Genomic DNA, 21,168 nt, shown 5'->3' with positions numbered 1-21,168 from the left:
TGACCACCGTGACAGATTAAGCTGCTTTGTTTGCTGCTTTGATCAGCGTAGCTACGCGATCAGAAATAGTCGCGCCCTGGCCAACCCAGTGAGCGATGCGATCCAGATCCAGGCGAGTGCCTTCTTCTTTTTCGCTAGCGATTGGGTTAAAGAAGCCAACGCGCTCGATGAAGCGACCGTTGCGTGCATTACGGCTGTCGGTAACAACAACCTGGTAGAACGGACGCTTTTTAGCGCCGTGACGAGCTAAACGAATAGTAACCATAACATCCTCTTGTGTGAATAAAACACCCAGGCCCCATCGAGGAACGGAGCCCGGGTGTCATATTAAAAGCCCGAAAATTTTACTGATTTCTGGGGAAAATGCAATCAGCAGTTGATAACTCTGCTATAAAAGGCCGTTGGCGGTGCCGAAATGGCAAACAAGCCAGGCCGATTAGCGGCCTGGGAATCCTGGGGGCATCATCCCCTTCATACCACGCATCATCTTCGCCATTCCTCCCTTCTTCATTTTCTTCATCATGCGCTGCATGTCGTCGAACTGTTTCAGAAGGCGGTTTACGTCCTGTACCTGCATACCGCAACCGGCAGCGATACGGCGTTTGCGGGAACCTTTGATAATTTCCGGCTTAGCGCGTTCTTTCATCGTCATCGAGTTGATGATGGCTTCCATACGCACCAGCACTTTATCGTCCATCTGCGATTTCACATTGTCAGGGATCTGACCCATGCCCGGCAGCTTGCCCATCAGGCTTGCCATACCGCCCATGTTTTTCATCTGGTTGAGCTGTTCAAGGAAATCGTTGAGATCGAAGCCATCGCCTTTTTTCAGCTTGCTGGCTAATTTTTCTGCCTGCGCACGGTCAACCTTGCTTTCGATATCTTCGATCAGCGACAGCACGTCACCCATGCCGAGAATGCGCGAAGCAATCCTGTCCGGATGGAACGGCTCCAGTGCTTCGGTTTTCTCGCCGACGCCGAGGAATTTAATCGGCTTACCGGTAATATGACGAATAGAGAGCGCCGCACCGCCACGGGCATCACCATCAACTTTTGTCAGCACTACGCCGGTTAACGGCAGCGCTTCGTTAAAGGCTTTTGCGGTATTTGCGGCATCCTGACCGGTCATGGCGTCGACCACAAACAGCGTTTCTACCGGCTTGATAGAAGCGTGGACCTGTTTGATTTCGTCCATCATCGCTTCGTCAACGTGCAGACGACCGGCGGTATCCACCAGCAGCACGTCGTAGAATTTGAGTTTGGCTTCTTTCAGCGCGGCGTTAACGATATCGACCGGCTTCTGGCCGACATCCGACGGGAAGAAGTCGACACCGACCTGCTCGGCCAGCGTTTCCAGCTGTTTGATCGCCGCCGGGCGATAAACGTCCGCAGAGACCACCAGCACTTTCTTCTTGTGCTTCTCGCGCAGGAATTTACCCAACTTACCGACGCTGGTCGTTTTACCCGCACCCTGCAGGCCCGCCATCAGCACCACGGCTGGCGGCTGTGCAGCCAGATTCAGGGTCTGGTTTTCTTCGCCCATTGCCGCAACCAGTTCGTTACGGACAATCTTGACGAACTCCTGACCCGGCGTCAGGCTTTTGTTAACTTCATGACCAACCGCTTTCTCTTTTACGCGATTGATAAACTCACGCACTACCGGCAGCGCTACGTCAGCCTCCAGCAGCGCCATGCGCACTTCGCGCAGCGTCTCTTTAACGTTGTCTTCAGTAAGGCGTCCACGGCCACTGATATTGCGCAGCGTGCGCGACAAACGATCGGTTAAATTATCAAACATTGTCTCTCGCCTGGGGTGGAAACGGTCGGTCGCGACAGCGACACATCAACAGAAATTTGTCGCAGTATAACATGAAGCCGCCTTTGTTGTTATGCAACGGTTGGAGCAGCGGTCACGTAACGCTATACTGCTTTTCTTTATCACTGGCCAACTGTCGACACCTATATGCCCGTTTTTGCTCTGCTCGCCCTTGTCGCCTACTCAGTCAGCCTCGCGCTGATTATTCCCGCTCTGCTGCAAAAAAACAGCGGCTGGCGGCGTATGGCTATTCTCTCTGCGGTCGTTGCGCTGGTAAGCCATGCTATCGCCCTGGAAGCGCGTATCCTACCCGGCGGTGAAAGCGGACAAAACCTGAGTCTGTTGAACGTCGGCTCGCTGGTAAGCCTGATGATCTGTACGGTAATGACCATCGTCGCGTCCCGCAATCGTGGCTGGCTATTGCTGCCCATTGTCTACGCCTTTGCGCTGATAAACCTGGCCTTCGCCACGTTTATGCCTAACGAGTTCATCACCCATCTCGAAGCTACGCCAGGCATGATGATTCACATCGGGCTATCACTGTTCGCTTACGCCACGCTGATTATCGCCGCGCTCTACGCGCTACAGTTGGCATGGATCGATTACCAACTGAAAAACAAAAAACTGGCCTTCAGCAATGAGATGCCGCCACTGATGAGTATTGAGCGGAAGATGTTTCATATCACCCAAATTGGCGTGGTTCTGCTGACGCTCACCCTGTGCACTGGCCTGTTTTACATGCATAACCTGTTCAGTACCGAGAACATTGATAAAGCCGTTCTCTCTATCGTGGCATGGTTTGTCTATATCGTTCTGTTGTGGGGGCATTACCATGAAGGTTGGCGCGGACGTCGCGTCGTATGGTTTAACGTCGCAGGCGCTGGCATTCTGACGCTGGCCTATTTCGGCAGCCGTATCCTGCAGCAGTTCGTGAGTTAAATCTTTAAGGAACCCTACGTGGAACACATCTCCACCACCACGCTCATTATCACGCTCCTCATCATGGTGGTCATTTCCGCCTATTTTTCCGGTTCTGAAACCGGAATGATGACCCTGAATCGCTACCGCCTACGCCATCGGGCCAAACAGGGAAATCGTCAGGCAAAACGGGTTGAAAAGTTACTTCGCAAGCCGGATCGCCTGATAAGTCTGGTGCTCATCGGTAATAATCTGGTGAATATCCTGGCCTCCGCACTCGGCACCATTGTCGGTATGCGCCTGTATGGCGATGCTGGCGTCGCCATTGCCACCGGGGTACTGACGTTTGTGGTGCTGGTTTTTGCCGAAGTGCTGCCAAAGACGATTGCCGCACTATATCCGGAAAAAGTTGCCTATCCGAGCAGCGTCCTGCTGGCTCCGCTGCAGATTCTGATGATGCCGTTAGTATGGCTACTCAACACCATCACGCGGCTTCTGATGCGCATGATGGGCATCAAAACAGATATCGTAGTGAGCGGTTCGCTGAGTAAAGATGAACTGCGAACGCTGGTGAATGAATCGCGCTCGCAAATCTCACGCCGTAACCAGGATATGCTGCTGTCAGTGCTGGATCTGGAAAAAGTCAGCGTCGATGACATCATGATCCCGCGTAATGAAATTATCGGCATTGATATTAACGATGACTGGAAATCAATCGTGCGTCAGCTTTCGCACTCCCCGCACGGTCGTATTGTGCTGTATCGCGACTCGCTCGACGATGCCATCAGTATGCTGCGCGTACGTGAAGCCTGGCGATTGATGGCCGAGAAAAAAGAGTTCACCAAAGAGACCATGTTACGCGCCGCCGACGAAATTTATTACGTTCCGGAAGGCACACCACTCAGCACCCAGCTCATTAAATTTCAGCGCAATAAGAAGAAAGTGGGCCTGGTCGTTAATGAATATGGCGATATTCAAGGACTGGTTACGGTCGAGGATATTCTGGAAGAGATTGTTGGTGACTTCACGACCTCAATGTCACCGACGCTTGCCGAAGAAGTCACACCGCAGAATGACGGTTCGGTGATCATTGACGGTAGCGCCAACGTTCGTGAAATCAATAAGGCGTTTAACTGGCACCTGCCGGAAGATGACGCACGTACCGTGAACGGTATTATTCTTGAAGCGCTGGAAGAGATCCCGGTTGCCGGCACACGTGTGCGTATTGGGCAGTACGATATCGATATTCTCGACGTGCAGGACAATATGATTAAACAGGTGCAGGTGTTGCCCGTCAAACCGCTGCGGGAAAGCGTATCGGACCAGTGAGAGTAATCCAGACCGGGTAGCGCATCAGCATTACCCGGTCTGAGGCTAATTAGCCTTTGGCTTTCGCCACAGAGACCATCGCCGCACGGATGGTACGTCCGTTCAGGGTATAGCCTTTCTGCATAACCATCAGCACATTACCGGCAGCAACGTCATCAGACTCTACCATTGCAATCGCCTGGTGCACGTTCGGGTCCATCGGCACGTCGATATCCGCAACCACCTGTACGCCAAACTTCGCCACAACATCCAGCATTGACTTACGGGTCAGCTCAATACCTTCGACCATAGCCGCCATAGCGTCATTGTCTTTGTCCGCAACTTCCAGCGCACGGTCCAGGCTATCCAGCACCGGCAGCAGTTCGTTGACGAATTTTTCCAGTGCAAACTTATGCGCTTTTTCTACGTCCAGTTCGGTACGACGACGCAGGTTTTCCATTTCCGCTTTGATACGCAACACGCTGTCGCGCTCGCGCGTTTCGGCTTCAGCAAGCTGAGCTTCCAGATTCGCAATTTTTTCATCGCGCGGATCCACCTGCTCAGCAGAAGCGTCTGGTTCAACCGCCTCAACTTCTTCGTGCTGATCCATGATAATTTCTTCCGGGGCTTGCCCCTCAGGCGTTTTCTGTTCTTTACTACTCATGAATTTCTCCGCGTTTTTTTCGCATTCATCTCGCTAACTTGGCTTATTATGGGGATCAGATTCAGGGATTCAAGGGAAGTACTCACATTGTCACTAATCTTCGTTACAAGGACCTCGAGAAAATGAACAAACATTTCAAGTGTATTGGCATTGTGGGGCATCCACGTCACCCCACTGCACTGACCACACATGAAATGCTCTACCGTTGGCTGTGCGCCAAAGGTTATGAGGTTATCGTTGAGCAACAAATCGCCCACGAGCTGCAGCTGAAAAATGTGAAAACCGGTACGCTCGCAGAGATTGGCCAGCAGGCAGACCTCGCCGTGGTTGTCGGCGGCGACGGCAATATGCTGGGCGCCGCACGCACCCTGGCACGTTATGATATCAAGGTTATTGGCATTAACCGCGGTAATCTTGGTTTTCTGACCGACCTTGACCCAGACAATGCTCAACAACAGTTAGCTGACGTGCTGGAAGGCCACTACATCAGCGAAAAGCGCTTTTTACTTGAAGCCCAGGTGTGCCAACAGGATTGCCAAAAGCGTATTAGCACTGCGATCAATGAAGTTGTGTTGCACCCCGGAAAAGTGGCGCACATGATTGAATTTGAAGTCTATATCGATGAAATTTTTGCCTTCTCCCAGCGTTCGGACGGCTTGATTATTTCCACACCGACCGGCTCTACCGCCTATTCGCTCTCTGCCGGAGGTCCGATCCTGACGCCTTCGCTGGATGCTATTACGCTGGTCCCGATGTTCCCGCATACACTTTCCGCACGACCGCTGGTGATCAACAGTAGCAGCACCATTCGCCTGCGCTTCTCTCATCGCCGTAACGATCTGGAAATCAGTTGCGACAGCCAGATCGCCCTGCCTATACAGGAAGGTGAAGACGTATTAATTCGCCGCTGTGATTATCATCTGAACCTGATACACCCAAAAGATTACAGCTATTTCAACACATTAAGCACTAAACTAGGCTGGTCAAAAAAATTATTCTAATTTAACGCCAACCTCTTTACTGTATAAAAAACCAGTTTATACTGTATTTAATTACAGTTATGGTTTTTCATACAGGAAAACAGCTATGTTGGCACAACTGACCATCAGCAATTTTGCTATCGTTCGTGAACTTGAGATCGATTTCCAGAACGGAATGACCGTTATTACCGGTGAAACCGGTGCGGGTAAGTCCATTGCCATTGATGCTCTCGGTTTGTGCCTGGGCGGACGCGCAGACGCCGACATGGTACGTGCAGGCGCCACGCGAGCCGACCTCTGCGCGCGATTCGCCTTAAAAGACACCCCCGCGGCTCTGCGCTGGCTGGAAGAAAACCAGCTTGAGGAAGGCCGTGAATGTTTGCTGCGTCGTGTTATCAGCAGCGATGGACGTTCACGCGGCTTCATTAACGGCACTGCCGTACCGTTGTCACAGCTGCGCGAGCTGGGCCAGTTGCTTATTCAAATCCACGGTCAGCATGCGCATCAGCTCCTGACAAAATCAGAACACCAAAAGTCTCTGCTGGATGGTTACGCCAATGAAGCGTCCCTGACTCAGGAAATGGCTGCGCGCTACCAGCTGTGGCACCAAAGCTGCCGTGACCTGGCGCATCATCAACAACAGAGTCAGGAACGCGCAGCCCGGGCGGAACTGTTGCAATACCAGTTAAAAGAACTGAACGAATTCAACCCGCAGCCGGGTGAATTTGAGCAAATTGATGAAGAGTACAAGCGTCTGGCTAACAGCGGGCAATTGCTCACCACCAGCCAACAGGCGCTGGCTATCCTGGCGGATGGCGAAGACATCAACCTGCAAAGCCAGCTGTACACTGCAAAGCAGCTGGTCACTGAACTGGCAGGCATGGACGGCAGACTTTCCGGTATCCTGGATATGCTGGAAGAGGCCACGATCCAACTCAGCGAAGCCAGCGACGAGCTGCGCCACTATTGCGATCGTCTGGATTTGGATCCTAACCGTTTGTTTGAACTTGAACAGCGTATTTCCAAACAAATCTCATTGGCCCGCAAGCATCATGTTGCCCCTGAAGCGCTGCCACAGTTCTATCAGTCATTACTGGATGAACAACAGCAGTTAGACGATCAGGCCGACTCGCTCGAAACCTTAACCCTGGCGGTGAACAATCACCACCAGCAGGCTCTGGAAACGGCAAAAATGCTGCACCAACAGCGCCAGCATTATGCTCAGGAGCTGGGACAACTGATTACAGAGAGCATGCATACTCTCTCAATGCCGCACGGTGTCTTTTGCATTGATGTGAAATTTGAGGAACATCATTTGAGCGCAGACGGTGCCGATCGCGTAGAGTTTAAAGTGACCACTAACCCAGGCCAGCCGTTGCAGCCGATTGCGAAAGTGGCTTCAGGTGGGGAACTGTCGCGCATTGCGCTGGCTATTCAGGTTATTACCGCACGCAAAATGGAAACACCGGCGCTGATTTTCGATGAAGTGGATGTCGGTATCAGCGGCCCGACTGCTGCGGTAGTGGGAAAAATGCTGCGTCAGTTGGGCGAGTCAACTCAGGTAATGTGCGTTACTCACTTGCCGCAGGTTGCTGGCTGTGGTCATCAACACTTCTACGTCAGCAAAGAAACGGATGGCGCGATGACCGAAACACACATGCAGCCGCTTGATAAACGCGCTCGCCTGCAGGAATTAGCCCGCCTGCTTGGCGGTAGCGAAGTGACGCGCAATACCCTCGCAAATGCAAAAGAACTGCTGGCGGCATAAACTTTTTTACCTTGTTAAGGTCTGAGTTCAACATAAAATCGCCGACCGACCCGACAGCAAAAGGTTTTAAAGTGGTGAAAGGTCTATTATCATCGGCATATTACATATGAGCCGCGTACTGCTCGGGCCCGAAAAGGAATCAAATCACTATGCGCTGTAAAACGCTGACTGCTGCTGCAGCAGTACTACTGATGTTGACTGCAGGCTGTTCCACTCTGGAGCGAGTGGTTTACCGCCCTGACATCAACCAGGGAAATTATCTGACACCTACCGATGTCGCCAAAGTGCGCACGGGTATGACGCAACAGCAGGTTGCTTATGCTCTGGGTACACCAATGATGTCCGATCCTTTTGGCACTAACACCTGGTTTTATGTGTTCCGTCAGCAACCTGGTCATGAAGGCGTAACCCAGCAAACACTGACGCTGACCTTTAACAGCAGCGGCATTTTGACGAACATTGATAACAAACCTGCTTTGACCGACAACAAGTAGGATTAACAGATCAAAAAAAGGTGCTCAATGAGCACCTTTTTTATTGTCTGCTATTTTTTAGCGGATTTCTCTGCTCGCTGTCTGCGCAGCTCTTTCGGATCGGCAATCAGTGGCCGGTAAATTTCCACCCTATCACCGTCCTGGAGAACATCAGCAAGCTTTACCGGACGGCTGTAAATGCCCACTTTATTTTTGCTGAGATCGATATCGGTACGCAATTCCAGCAGCCCGGAAGCGCGGATAGCCTCTTCCACCGTAGCGCCCTGTTGCAGCGTCACACGCTGTAGATACTGTTTCTCGGGTAGCGCATACGCCACTTCAACGACAATTTTAGCTGACGCTGACACTGTAAACCTCTTTCGCGCGGACCGTGAAGGCCTGCACCATGTTCGAAGCCAGCTCTTTAAAGATACGACCAAATGCCAGCTCGATTAACTTATTGGTAAACTCAAAATCGAGATGAAATTCAATGCGGCACGCTTCATGACTCAGTGGCGTAAACTTCCATCCGCCAATGAGTTTCTTGAACGGTCCGTCGACCAGATGCATCAGGATGCTCTGGTTACTGGTCAATTGATTGCGCGTGGTGAACGTTTTGCTAATCCCTGCTTTCGAGACATCCACCGCCGCGGTCATCTGTCCCGGAGTCGACTCCAGCACACGGCTACCGGTGCATCCCGGTAAAAACTGGGGATAGGATTTAACATCATTCACTAGCTGATACATCTGTTCCGCACTGTAAGGTACTAAAGCGGTCCGGCTAATCTGAGGCATAACAATTTCCATCAATATCAATCACACAAATAATACCATTTATCCCCCGCTAAAAAAAACGCTATAGCCTAACTCGTGCTAAGATAGCGCCTTGCGCCCCGCTGGATGAAATGGGGTGTTTTTCGATTCCAGATTACCTATACTGAGCGGCATTATGACGAAGAAAAAAGCACACAAACCTGGCTCAGCCACAATCGCGCTTAACAAGCGCGCACGACACGAATACTTTATTGAAGAAGAGTTCGAAGCAGGACTCGCTCTGCAAGGTTGGGAAGTCAAATCCCTGCGCGCGGGTAAAGCTAACATCGGCGACAGCTACGTCATCCTTAAAGACGGCGAAGCATTCCTGTTTGGCGCCAACTTCACGCCAATGGCTGTTGCCTCAACGCATGTGGTATGTGATCCCACCCGTACCCGCAAGCTGTTGTTAAACCAACGTGAGCTCGACTCCCTGTATGGTCGAATGAATCGTGACGGTTATACCGTTGTTGCGCTTTCACTGTACTGGAAAAATGCCTGGTGCAAAGTGAAAATTGGCGTCGCGAAAGGTAAGAAACAGCACGACAAGCGCTCCGATGTGAAAGAACGCGAATGGCAGTTAGATAAAGCGCGTATTATGAAAAATGCTGGTCGCTAAACGCTATTCTCCTGTGACCAGTCTCTGATCCTGAGACTGGTTCTTATTTTTTAGTTATTGAAATCCACTCAATACATTCATCAGGTTTATGGTTTATTTGTGCTGAATCGTTCAGGTATGAAATAAACTCCCCTGGCATTACCGTAGCGCCCCATAGTCTAATAAAATAAAACTTCAAGACCATGCCACCTATATTCAAACTTATTTAATAACACTATTATTACTGTTGTTTATTATATCACCTCTCATTTCAATTAAAATACAAAATCTTTAAATACAACAAGTTAACCAAAAACAAATCATTAAATACACACCGGAAAGTATACTTTTCAATTAACCAAATATATTTTTAATATGGATAAGTTGCAGAATACATTCTTTCTGACTATATCATCTAATACGAAAGAACTATTCAGCTCACAGGGCCCGAACGTATTTGATAAGTAAATGAACCTCTGCATGACCTAATCAATGTAATTACATGTGTAAATTCATCTTTATGGTGAACGGGGCCCCTGTCTGCTCATTTTCCCAGCGCGCTGTTGCGGATTAATACTCCCGACATGCCATCAGGAGTGAACATATGCGTCTACTCGCCGTTGTATCAAAATTAACTGGCGTTTCCACAAATGTTGAATCCTCTGAAGTTACGCTCAGTTCGCCTTCTATCGTGAAACTGTCGGTGTCACGTGAGGAGGTAAGTCAACTGACTCGCGTGAATCAGGATCTGGTTGTCACACTCCGCTCAGGTGAAACCATCACCATTAAGAACTTCTATGTCGGAAAAGGTGATGCGCAAAACCAGCTTGTTCTGGAAGACAGTAATGGCGCGCTGTGGTGGGTTCAGGATACTGATGGGGCATTCCATTTCCAGCATCTGGACGATCTCACTCCGCTAATGACTGCTGAGGGAAGCCATGAAGGCGGCGCCGTCTGGCCGTGGGTTCTTGGTGGGATCGCGGTAGCAGGCGGAATTGGCCTCGCGGCGGGTGGTGGAGGTGGCGGCGGTGGTGGTGGCGGGAGTGATAATAATACCGGCAACGGAAATGGCGGAAATGGCAACGGTGGTAATGGGGATGGTGGTTCACCGCCAACAACAACCCCTAACATGCCTGACGTACCCGTTATCACCAGCGTAATCGATAACCAGGAGCTGATTACTGGCCCTGTTAATCAGCTGGAATCCACCAACGATAATACGCCCACTCTTCAGGGCACCGGCCCCGCAAATGCCACATTGCATATTTTTGATAACGGCGTCGAAATAGGCCAGGTCACTATCGATGCCAACGGCAACTGGTCGTTTACGCCATCCTCTCCACTCGCAGACGGTACCCACAAGTTTACCGTCAGTGCATCAGACGGTACGGGCAGCAGCGACATGTCGGACAGTTGGGAGATTATTGTCGATACGCTTGCCCCCGACGCCCCTGTGGTCACAGAAGTAACTGACGATTCAGGTTCCATTAAAGGCTTGATAGGTAATAACGGTGTAACCGACGATGCCACGCCAACACTCACAGGCACTGGTGAAGCGGGCTCTTACATCAGCATTTCTGATAATGGCATTCTGATTGGCATGGTTCAGGTGGATGACAATGGTAACTGGACGTTTACACCTGACACACCGCTTAGCGACGGTGTTCACAATCTGACGCTGACGCAAACTGACGATGCGGGTAACGTGAGCACGGAAACGAGTGTACCGACATTCACCGTTGATACCACCCCGCCTGAAGGCGCGGTCATTTCCTCCGTAAACCTGCAAGGCACCGCGGTAACCGGTAGTGCAGAGGTGGGAAGCCAGGTCATTATCATCGGTAGTAATAATCAGGTTTTGGGTTCAACTACCGTTGATCAAACCGGCAATTTCGTCATCTCGATTTCACCTTCACAGACGCACGGTGAAGCGCTGATCGCGAAGATTCAGGACCAGGCAGGCAACGTCGGGCCAGACACGTCCTTCAATGCCACCAACTCTGGCTACCCGGGCGTGCCTGTTATCATCAGCATTGTGGATGATGTTACCCCCTCAACTGGACCATTGAACAATAATCAGGCCACCAACGACCCAACGCCTACGATCTCGGGTACCGCAGACGCCAACAGCACGGTTAACATTTATAACAACGGCGCGCTTGTTGTAAGCGTGCTTGCCGATTCCAGCGGCAACTGGACCTGGACCTCCAACACCAACTTGCAGGACGACTCATACTCCTTCACCACCACAGCAACCAACCACCTGGGCACGGGAGGAACGTCAGCGGCATTCAATATCACTATCGATACTCAGCCACCGTCAGCTCCGGACGATCTGAACGTATCTGCCGACGGCTCTGTCGTCACCGGTACAGCCGAACCAGGAAGTACCGTGACCATCAATAATAATAACGGTCTTCAGATCGGCAGCGGCGTCGCCGGAACGGATGGCTCATTTACCATCACCATTAACCCGCCTCAGACCAATGGTGAAACCATTACCGCTATCGCCACCGATCCTGCCGGGAACCCAAGCCTACCGGAAACCGCGCTCGCGCCAGACATCACGGCCCCGCTGCCGCCAGCTAATCTGGTGATTAATCCTACAGGCGATCAGGTTACCGGCATGGCGGAACCCAACAGTACGGTACATATTCTGGATCCTGGTGGCGCGATAATTGGAACAGCAACCGCTGGTTCGAACGGAGAATTCACCGCCACGCTGGTTCCGCCGCAGACCAACGGAGAACATCTTGTCGCCAACGCGACGGATGCGGCTGGCAATACCAGCGGCAACAGCGCGATTACCGCCCCGGATACCACGGCGCCTGACGCGCCAACCGGCGTCACCGTCGCCGGGGACGGTGGTTCTGTAAGCGGACATGCTGAAGCGGGAAGCACCGTCACCGTAAAAGACAGCAATGGTAATCAGATCGGCACAGGCCAGGCAGACAGCGGCGGCAACTTCACGGTGTCGATTACGCCGTCGAAAATGAACGGCGAAACGGTAAAAGTTACCGCAACGGACAGTAGCAATAACGAGAGTCAGCCAACTTCCGCGGTGGCTCCGGATATTACCGCCCCTGGAACGCCCATCATCACCGCCGTGACGGATGACCAGCCCATGTACCAGGGCCCTCTCGATAACGGCGACGTCACTAACGACAGCAAACCTAAACTGGAAGGCACCGCCGAAGCAGGTTCTCAGGTCAAAATTTACGATAACGGCACCCTGCTGACGACCGTTGTCGCTGATATCAACGGTAACTGGAACTATACGCCAGCCTCGGCGCTGAGCGAGGGTGCTCACATCTTCACGGTGACCTCCACAGACGCCGCGAATAACACCAGCAGCGCGGCAAGCTGGAAAATAATTGTCGATACAATTGCGCCAACTGTTCCAGTGATAACGTTGGTTAACGATGACGTTGGCAGCATTACGGGCAGCGTTGCAAATAACGGTTGGGTCACCAACGACAATACGCCAACCATCTCGGGTACCGGTGAGCCTGGTTCACTGGTAAACCTGTACGATGGCATTCAGTTATTGACGGTTATTCTTGTCGACAGCTCGGGTACCTGGAGTTATACCGTTCCGGGGAATCAGGTGCTCAGCGATCGCACCCATCAGTTTACGGTATCGGCAACTGATGCCGCCGGTAATGTCATCACCTCACCCACAGTGGTCAGCGTTACCGTAGATACCCAACCGCCAGGCGCTCCTGTCATTTTGGCTGCTACCGACGACGTTGGGAATGCACCGATCGATCTGCCTACCGGAAGCCGTTCAAACGATACCTTGCCAGAGCTGAAAGGAACCGGAACAGACGGTTCTAAGATCACTCTTTATGATGGAGCTACGCCAATTGGAAGCACGACTGTTTTGCCCGGAGGCACCTGGAGTATTCAACTCGACCAACCGCTCAGTGAAGGCACACACAATTTATCCGCTATTGCCACGGACGTTGCAGGCAACGCCAGCAATGCCGGAAACTTTACGCTAACGATTGATACCACTCCACCAGCAGCCCCGGTTATCAGCTCCGCAGAAGGTCTGATTGGGACAAACCTACAAACGCTGAATAATGGCAGCAGTACCAAGAGCTCGAATCCCGAACTCTCCGGAACCGGCGAGCCCGGCGCGAAGATTACGATTTATGATAATGGTGGTCCTATTGGCACCGTCACCGTACAACCAGACGGCACCTGGACATTTACCCCAACCTCACTCGCCGACGGGTCGCATAAATTCACCGCCACGGCGACCGACGTCGCGGGCAACACGGGGATCCCATCAGCCGGCTTTACCCTGACGGTAGACAATACGCCTCCCGCACAACCAGCCGCGCCAATCATTACCGACAATGTGGCTCCGGTAACGGGTGTGGTCACTAACGGCAACACCAACGATACCACGCCAACCTTTAGCGGCACGGGGAATGTCGGGGATTTGATTACCGTTTATCTGAACGGCACTCCCCCTTTACAGGGAACCGCAACAGTAGGTGCAGACGGAACCTGGAGCTTTACTCCGCCAGCACCAGTTGCTCCAGGTGCTTACCAGGTAACCCTTACCGCAACCGATCCGGCGGGCAACGTCAGCCAGCCGTCGAATGCCATCACACTGAACATCGACACGACGCCGTCTGCGCCGCCGGTGATTATCGCCGCCAACGATAATGTCGGCGATGTCATGGGCGACCTTGCGCCCAACGCCGTGACCGATGACACCACGCCAACCATTCGCGGTACAGGTATCGATGGGGACATCATCACTCTGTATAACGGCGGTACGGTGATCGGTACTGCAACGGTGGCTGGCGGCACCTGGAGTATTACTCCCGGGACTGCACTAGCAAACGGGAACTACACATTAAGCGCTACCGCAACAGACCCCGCAGGTAACGTCAGCAACAATTCAAACAGCATTTCGTTTACGGTTAACAACACGAAGTTAACGTTGCCGCAGGTCACGGATATCCAGGATAACGTTGGCGTCTTTACCGGTTCGCTAACCAGCGGCAGCGTCACGGACGATACAACGCCAACCATTAGCGGTACCGGCACACCGGGCAGTACGGTTTTGATTTTCGATGGTAACAATCCCATCGCCATTGCGACAGCTACCGTTGCTGCTAACGGCAGTTGGAGTGTGGATGTCCCCCTCACGCCCAATATCACTCACACACTGACTTTCGGCGCCGTGGATGACGCAGGTAACTCACTGGCAGCAGATAACCCGCTGACGTTGATTGTCGATACCCTGCCGCCTGCAACGCCTACGGTTACCAGCGTAGACCCGAACGGTACGCTGGTTAGCGGCTCTGCCGATCCAGGCAGTACCGTCATCATTCGCAGCGGTACTTCGATCCTCGGCCAAGGGATCGCTGACGATTCAGGTAACTTCGCTGTCACAATTTCGCCAGCGCAAACAACCGGTCAGGCGCTCAACGCCATCGCTCAGGATCCCGCCGGAAATCAAAGCGACCCGACAACGTTTAGCGCTGCTACCTCCAGCGTTCCTCATCCACCAACGCTTGAGATCGTTGATGACATCGCGCCCATCATGGGGGTGATTGGCAACGGTAAAACCACCAATGACACCTTACCACTGCTGCAAGGGACTGCCACTGCAGGAGCGACTGTTAATATTTATGTAAATGGTGTTTTGCAAGTTCCATCGGTAATAGCCGACGTTGTTTCTGGCGCATGGAGTTATCAGTTACCCGCCCCACTAACTAACGGTGCAACTTATAACTTCACTGTGTCGCAAACCGTCGGTGGCATACCCAGCGGTCAGTCCCCCAACTACGCTATCACCATCGACACGACGGCACCGCAAGCGCCAACGATCACCAGCATTATCGACGATGTTGCCCCCGGCACTGGATCGTTGGATAAAGGGCAAATTACAAATGATTCACGTCCGACGCTCAACGGAACTGGCGAACCCGGGGCAACCATTACCCTCTACGATAACGGTGTCGCTTATGCCACAACGACCGTAAACAGTAACGGATTCTGGAGCTTTACCCCGACAGCGCCGCTGGGAGAAGGCGATCATCTCTTTACCGCCCGCGCAACGGACGCCGCTGGCAACCAGGGAGATTCATCCAGTGATTTCCGGATCATTGTCGATACCCTGGTACCGAATGCGCCATCTATTGTGACGGTCACGGACAACGTTGGTACGATCCAGCCCCTGACCTCCGGGCAGTTGACCAATGATAATACCCCAACGCTTGCTGGCGTTACCGAGGCGGATTCGGTTGTTACCATCCGCGATAATGGCACGGTAATCGGCACAACCACCAGCGACGAAAATGGCAACTGGAGCTTTACGCCTGCCCCTGCTCTCGGAGAAGGAAGCCACTCGCTGACTGCCAGCGTTACAGATAACGCGGGTAACATTAGCCCGACAACGCCACCATTTGTGGTCGTCGTCGACACGCTGGCGCCAGCCGCACCGAGCATTACCTCAGTAATTGACGATCAGCCCGGCAATACCGCTCTGACCAACGGACAGCTTACAAACGATGCGCAGCCTACCCTGAACGGCAAAGGCGAGATTGGCGCCATCATCACGATCCGTGATAACGGCGCTGAAATAGGTACAACTCAGGTGGACGAGTCAGGTAACTGGAGCTTCACTCCGGATGCTCCGCTGGGACAGGGGCAACATAATTTCACCGTCGTTGCCACAGATCAGGCGGGAAACACAGGCGGAGTATCATCATCGTTTACTATTGAGCTGGACTCTATTGCCCCGTCAATACCGGTCATCAGTTCGGTGCAGGACAATACTGCGCCGACAACCGGGCCTATCTCCAACGGGCAAATCAGCAACGAAAGTCGCCCGGCGCTCAGCGGTACCGGTGAAATTGGCGCGACCATTACCGTGCTGAGCGATGGTCAGCCGATTGGCACCACCATCGTCGGCGCAGGCGGAAGCTGGAGTTTTACACCCTCCGCGGCATTGGGTAACGGCCAGCATACTCTGACCGTCACGGCTACAGATAGCGCAGGCAATACCAGTCTGCCTTCTGGTGGCTTTACCTACACCGTCGATACTATGGCACCGACAGCACCAGTGATTACTCAGGTTGCGGATGATGTCGGCCCGCTGATCGGTAATCTGAACAACGGTCAGGCCACGAACGATCCACTCCCGACGCTTAGCGGTACGGCTGAAGCCAATTCCACGGTGAGAATTTACGATAACGGATCGTTTATCGGCTTTACCACAGCGGATGGTACGGGCACCTGGACCTTCACACCGGGAACCCAACTTGGCAACGGTAACCACGCGCTGACGGTAACAGCCACCGACGCGGCTGGAAACGTCAGCCCGACGTCTGCGGGATTTAACATCGTTGTTGATACCGTCGCCCCGCTTGCGCCAACGATTATCCAGGCGTTTGATGACGTGCAGCCGGGAACCGGAACGCTATCGAACGGAGCCTTTACCAACGACACCCGTCCCGTACTCAGCGGTTCAGCGGAAGCCGGTGCCCGGGTAGCCATCTACGATAATGGCGCGCTGCTGGCAACGGTGACTGCGACGATAGACGGCACCTGGGAATATCTGACCACCACACTTGGCAACGGTCAGCATGTGTTTACCGCCATCGCCACCGACGCCGCCGGGAACGTGAGTCCTGTCTCAGGTGGGTTTACGATTAATGTCGACACCATTGCACCATCCATCCCGCTGCTGGTCTCTGTGGTGGATGATATCGCAGGCGGCGTGTTCAATGCAGCGCTCAGCAACGGACAGCTGACCAACGATGCACGCCCGACGCTGAACGGCACCGCCGAGGCAGGCAGCACCATCAGCATCTATGACGGAAGCACCCTGTTGGGTACCGCGCTGGTGCAAAGCAATAACAGTTGGTCGTTTACCCCAACCACACCGCTGGCTAATGGATCGCACACCTTCACAGTCACCGCCACTGATGCGGCGGGCAACACCAGCGGCGCGACGGCAGGCTTTAGCGTGGTGGTTGACACCACGGCGCCGACGCAGCCTTCAATCAGCAGCATTATTGACGATGTCGGGCCAAACACCGGGCCGATTGGCAGCAATCAGCCGACCAACGACGCGCGCCCAACGTTAAACGGCATCACGGAAGCCAACGCGCGAGTTGATATTTATGATAACGGCAGCTTTGTCACCAGCGTAACGGCGGACGGCAGCGGCAACTGGAGCTACACCCCGACTACCGCGTTGGCACAAGGTACCCACTCGTTTACCATCACTGCAACGGACAGTGCGGGTAATACCAGTGGCATATCGTCTGCGGCAGCGATCGTGGTCGATACCGTTGCCCCGGGTATCCCAACCGGGCTGGCGGTAAACGCCAACGGCACCGCGCTCACCGGCGTTGCCGAACCAAACAGCACGGTCATTATTAGCTCCAGCGGCGGAACGGTGCTCGGCACGGCAACCGCCAACGCCTCCGGTAATTTCACCTTCACTCTGAACCCACCGCAAATCAGTGGGCAAACTCTGCTGGTCAGCGCACAGGATGCCGCAGGCAACATCGGTACAGCGGGTAACGTGCTGGCACCGTTTACCGGCGTACCACCTGCGCCTGTTATTTCCAGCGTGCTCGATGACGTCGGCACTATCATGGGACCCGTCGCTCCCGGTAAAACCACCAATGACACCCTGCCAACGCTCAGAGGAACGGCGCAGGCTAACGCCGTCATCAATCTGTACAACAACGGCGTGCTAATGGGCTTCACGACCGCAGACGGTAACGGGATCTGGAGCTTTACCCCATCCGGTGCACTCAGCGAAGGTAACCATGCGTTTACCGCCACGGCAACCAACGCCAACGGCGCAAGTGGGTTGTCCGGTTCGTTCAGCGTGATTGTGGACACCACGCCACCGACCGCGCCAACGCTCCTGATCAGCGCCGATGGCGGTACCGTCAGCGGCGTCGCCGAAGCGGGAAGCACGGTCACCATTTCTCTGCCCGGCGGCACCAGCGTGACGGCAATCGCCAACAGCAGCGGTGTCTACAGCGTCAACCTGCCGGTTCGCCAGATTGAAGGGCAGTCGCTGTCCGCCACGGCGACCGATGCGGCGGGAAATACCTCATCGCCGACAAACGCTCTCGCACCAGTATTGCCGCTACTGGCTGAAGACAATGTCACCAGCCTGCCGCTACAAACCGATGTCACCGTCAGCACCGAGCATCAAAGCGATTATGGTTTCCTGTTGGTCAATGCGCTGGGAAATGTCGCCAACGTGCTGGGGAACGATACGGCAAGCGTGAATTTCAGCATCGCTTCTGGCGGCAGCGGATCCATTACAATCAATGCCGCAGCGACCGGCGTAGTGCTGTCGCTGTTAAACACACTTGAAGTCGTCATCCAGCGCTTTGACACCGCGCTGAATGCCTGGGTGACGGTGGTGGATACCGGAAAACCAGACTTTGCCAGCCTCCTCACTCTGGGCGCCTCAGGCGTAACGCTCAATTACAGCGGACTGACTGGTGGTGATTACCGCGTGGTCAGCTACAACACCAACCTGCTGGCGACCGGGGCATACACCAGCCTTGATGTCTCAGTGGTAAAAGCCAGCGCAGGAACTATCACCGGCGGTACTACCGAGTCTGGCAATATCATCACCGATACCGATCCCGCCAACGGGCAGGATAATGCCCCTTCCGGCACGCTGGTCACCGCCATCACCGACGGTAACGGCAACGTCGTGAACATCCCGGCGGGCGGCATTGATGTGCAGGGGAAATACGGGATCCTGCATATCAATCAGAACGGTAGTTACACCTATACCCTGACCAATACGTCAATCTCGGTGTATGGCCGTTCCGAAAGTTTCACCTACACGCTGACGCATGGCAGCGATCACTCCTCGGCAAAACTGGTGGTAACGCTCGGTCAGGCACCCACTACCAGTACGGTAACCGCGGCAGACGATGTGGCTGCGCTGACTTACGGGACGCAGGTCATCGCGGTTGATCATGGCACATCACAGCAAACCGGCTTCACCCTCGCCAACGTCGGACTGGGCAATGTGCTGGATGTCAGTCTGGTTAACGGTTTAACCAATCCGATCAAATTTAATGTGGATGATGGCGCAACCCGCACGCTGACCGTCAAGGCCAGCGTTCTCGGCGTCACGGTTGGCGGTTTTGATCTCTATGTTTATCGCTTCAACGAGTCCATTCAGCAGTATGAGCAGTTCCGCGTGAAGCCCAACTGGGTCACGGCGCTGCTAGGAGGTAGCTCAACGGATTACACCATCACCCTGCCTGGCGGTGACTATCTGTTCCTGCTTAACGCCTCCGGCGGTCTGACGCTGCTGACCAGCTATACCCTGAATATCCAGGCCGATCACACCTACGCGGTCGACAGCCTGAGTGCGACAACCAATGGAAACCTGCTGGTCAACGACTCGGCTCCGGCCAATACCGTTATCACCGAAGTTAACGGTGTCACCGTAAACGGAACGGGTACAACCACCATTAACGGGCAGTACGGCACGCTGACTATTGATGCGAAAGGGAACTACACCTACACGCTGAGAAGCGGACTGGGCGCAGACGGTATCAATACGCCGGACAGTTTCGTGTATAAGGTCAAAGCGCCAAACGGCGATACCGGCAGTGCATCGCTGAATATCAAACCAACCCCACAGGCGCTGGATGCAGTAAATGACGTCAGCAGCACGATGGCGGTTAGTACCCAGGCGGATACTTCCCGGTCGTTTACCGACGACAGCGTCGGGAACGCCAGCTGGAGTGCCCAACTCCTTTCACCCACCTCAAAAAGTGGTACTGGCGTCATTGAAATCGCTACGGGAACGGCGGTGCAAAACGCCATACTGCATTTTAACGTCGCGTCAGGTCTGACGCTGGGCGGGCTGACCGTCACCTGGGCGCTGTATGACAGCAACAACATCAAGATTGCCGGTAACTCTTTCAATGGCGGATTGCTGGTTGGCGGCAATATCGATATAGCCTTGAGCGGGATCGTACTGCACCCCGGCAACTATCGCCTCGACTATACCGGAAGCGTCGGGGGGCTGGGGCTGGGGAATATCACCATCACCCCCAGCGTGAAAGGTACGATAATCGACCTGCAAAACTTCGAGACTTCCACAGCGAACAGCGTCACCGGCAATATTTATGACGGAGACCATATTGCCAGCGTGCATACCTTGCTGACGGTGAACGGCACGGGCGGCAGTACCGCCACGCTTGATCCGCTGAGTAGCACGACCAGCGCCATCATTAACGGGTTGTACGGCAAACTGACCATTGGCATTGATGGTCATTACACCTATGCCCTCAACAGCGATGTCTCGCTCTCCACCATTGTCACCAAAGAGACATTTACCTACACCCTTAACGACCAGAATGGCCATACCGATACCGCTACGCTGACCATCAATATGAATCCGCAAGTGGTAAGTACCGTCGATGCCGATCGCCTGACTGGCAGCGCCTACGGCGATACGCTGATTTATCACCTGCTCAACGCCAACGACGCTACCGGCGGCAACATTAGCAATGGTGCTACCGACACCTGGACCAACTTCTCACTGGCCCAGGGTGACAAAATCGATATCGGCGACCTGCTGGTGGGCTGGAACGGGCAGAACGCTACGCTCGGCAACTACCTCACCGTAACCACCAGCGGTAACAACACGGTGATTGCCATCGACCGCGACGGTACGGGCAACACATATCACTCAACCAATCTCATAACGCTGGAGAACGTACACACCACGCTCGATGAGCTGGTGCAACAAAATCACATCGTGCCCTGACGTTAACGCAATGCGTTAAAGCGCCAT

At 53.6% G+C, this 21,168-nt stretch carries 12 protein-coding genes; 7 read left to right on the top strand and 5 right to left on the bottom strand.

Annotated elements, in window-relative coordinates; all coding sequences use genetic code 11:
• Window positions 1-16 precede the first annotated feature (16 nt).
• Together rpsP and ffh are read right to left on the bottom strand one after the other, a co-directional pair.
• Window positions 17-265, bottom strand: a complete 249-nt coding sequence (rpsP, locus tag OGY33_RS21310) for a 30S ribosomal protein S16 (RefSeq protein WP_003031228.1) — start codon at window positions 263-265, stop codon at window positions 17-19.
• Between the two features lie 171 nt (window positions 266-436).
• Window positions 437-1,798: a signal recognition particle protein gene (gene ffh / locus OGY33_RS21305; RefSeq protein WP_003031226.1), complete on the bottom strand. Its 1,362-nt coding sequence runs from the start codon at window positions 1,796-1,798 to the stop codon at window positions 437-439.
• Between the two features lie 165 nt (window positions 1,799-1,963).
• Between ffh and OGY33_RS21300 the strand changes: the two genes are divergently transcribed.
• On the top strand, window positions 1,964-2,755 hold the full coding sequence (locus tag OGY33_RS21300; RefSeq protein WP_003031224.1) for a cytochrome C assembly family protein: 792 nt from the start codon (window positions 1,964-1,966) through the stop codon (window positions 2,753-2,755).
• A gap of 18 nt (window positions 2,756-2,773) precedes the next feature.
• A complete protein-coding gene (locus tag OGY33_RS21295; protein ID WP_008785520.1) occupies window positions 2,774-4,063 on the top strand; it encodes an HlyC/CorC family transporter in 1,290 nt (429 codons plus the stop codon).
• Window positions 4,064-4,112: 49 nt separating this feature from the next.
• On the opposite strand, the gene grpE is transcribed toward OGY33_RS21295, so the two are convergent.
• Window positions 4,113-4,706 (bottom strand): nucleotide exchange factor GrpE, encoded by a 594-nt coding sequence (gene grpE / locus OGY33_RS21290; protein ID WP_003826408.1) that lies wholly within the window; start codon window positions 4,704-4,706, stop codon window positions 4,113-4,115.
• A 122-nt stretch (window positions 4,707-4,828) separates the two neighbouring features.
• Here grpE and nadK point away from each other — a divergent pair, with 122 nt between their 5' ends.
• The 3 genes from nadK to bamE all read left to right on the top strand — a co-directional run bounded on the left by nadK (window position 4,829) and on the right by bamE (window position 7,948).
• Window positions 4,829-5,707, top strand: a complete 879-nt coding sequence (gene nadK, locus OGY33_RS21285; RefSeq protein WP_032944608.1) for an NAD(+) kinase — start codon at window positions 4,829-4,831, stop codon at window positions 5,705-5,707.
• Between the two features lie 85 nt (window positions 5,708-5,792).
• The gene (gene recN, locus OGY33_RS21280; protein WP_191238223.1) at window positions 5,793-7,454 is read left to right on the top strand and encodes a DNA repair protein RecN; all 1,662 of its coding nucleotides are present in this window, start codon (window positions 5,793-5,795) and stop codon (window positions 7,452-7,454) included.
• A gap of 149 nt (window positions 7,455-7,603) precedes the next feature.
• On the top strand, window positions 7,604-7,948 hold the full coding sequence (gene bamE, locus OGY33_RS21275; RefSeq protein WP_008785524.1) for an outer membrane protein assembly factor BamE: 345 nt from the start codon (window positions 7,604-7,606) through the stop codon (window positions 7,946-7,948).
• A 50-nt stretch (window positions 7,949-7,998) separates the two neighbouring features.
• Here the strand turns inward: bamE and OGY33_RS21270 are convergent, their stop codons facing one another.
• Window positions 7,999-8,295, bottom strand: coding sequence for an RnfH family protein (locus tag OGY33_RS21270; protein ID WP_008785525.1), 297 nt, complete (start codon window positions 8,293-8,295; stop codon window positions 7,999-8,001).
• Entirely contained in the window at window positions 8,279-8,722 is a 444-nt protein-coding gene (ratA, locus tag OGY33_RS21265) for a type II toxin-antitoxin system toxin RatA (protein ID WP_003826396.1), read from the bottom strand. The genes OGY33_RS21270 and ratA overlap by 17 nt, the downstream gene beginning before the upstream one ends.
• Before the next feature lie 154 nt (window positions 8,723-8,876).
• On the opposite strand from ratA, the gene smpB reads away from it, so the two are divergent.
• A complete protein-coding gene (smpB, locus tag OGY33_RS21260) occupies window positions 8,877-9,359 on the top strand; it encodes an SsrA-binding protein SmpB (protein WP_003031211.1) in 483 nt (160 codons plus the stop codon).
• Between the two features lie 583 nt (window positions 9,360-9,942).
• Window positions 9,943-21,141 (top strand): BapA/Bap/LapF family large adhesin, encoded by an 11,199-nt coding sequence (locus tag OGY33_RS21255; protein WP_191238222.1) that lies wholly within the window; start codon window positions 9,943-9,945, stop codon window positions 21,139-21,141.
• Window positions 21,142-21,168 lie beyond the last annotated feature (27 nt).

The sequence above is a fragment of the Citrobacter sp. Cpo032 genome (genome assembly GCF_030332975.1).
In the GTDB taxonomy this organism is placed as follows: Bacteria; Pseudomonadota; Gammaproteobacteria; order Enterobacterales; family Enterobacteriaceae; genus Citrobacter; species Citrobacter portucalensis.
The sequence above is the reverse complement of the archived record's forward strand: the minus strand, read 5'-3'. Positions and strand labels throughout refer to the sequence as shown.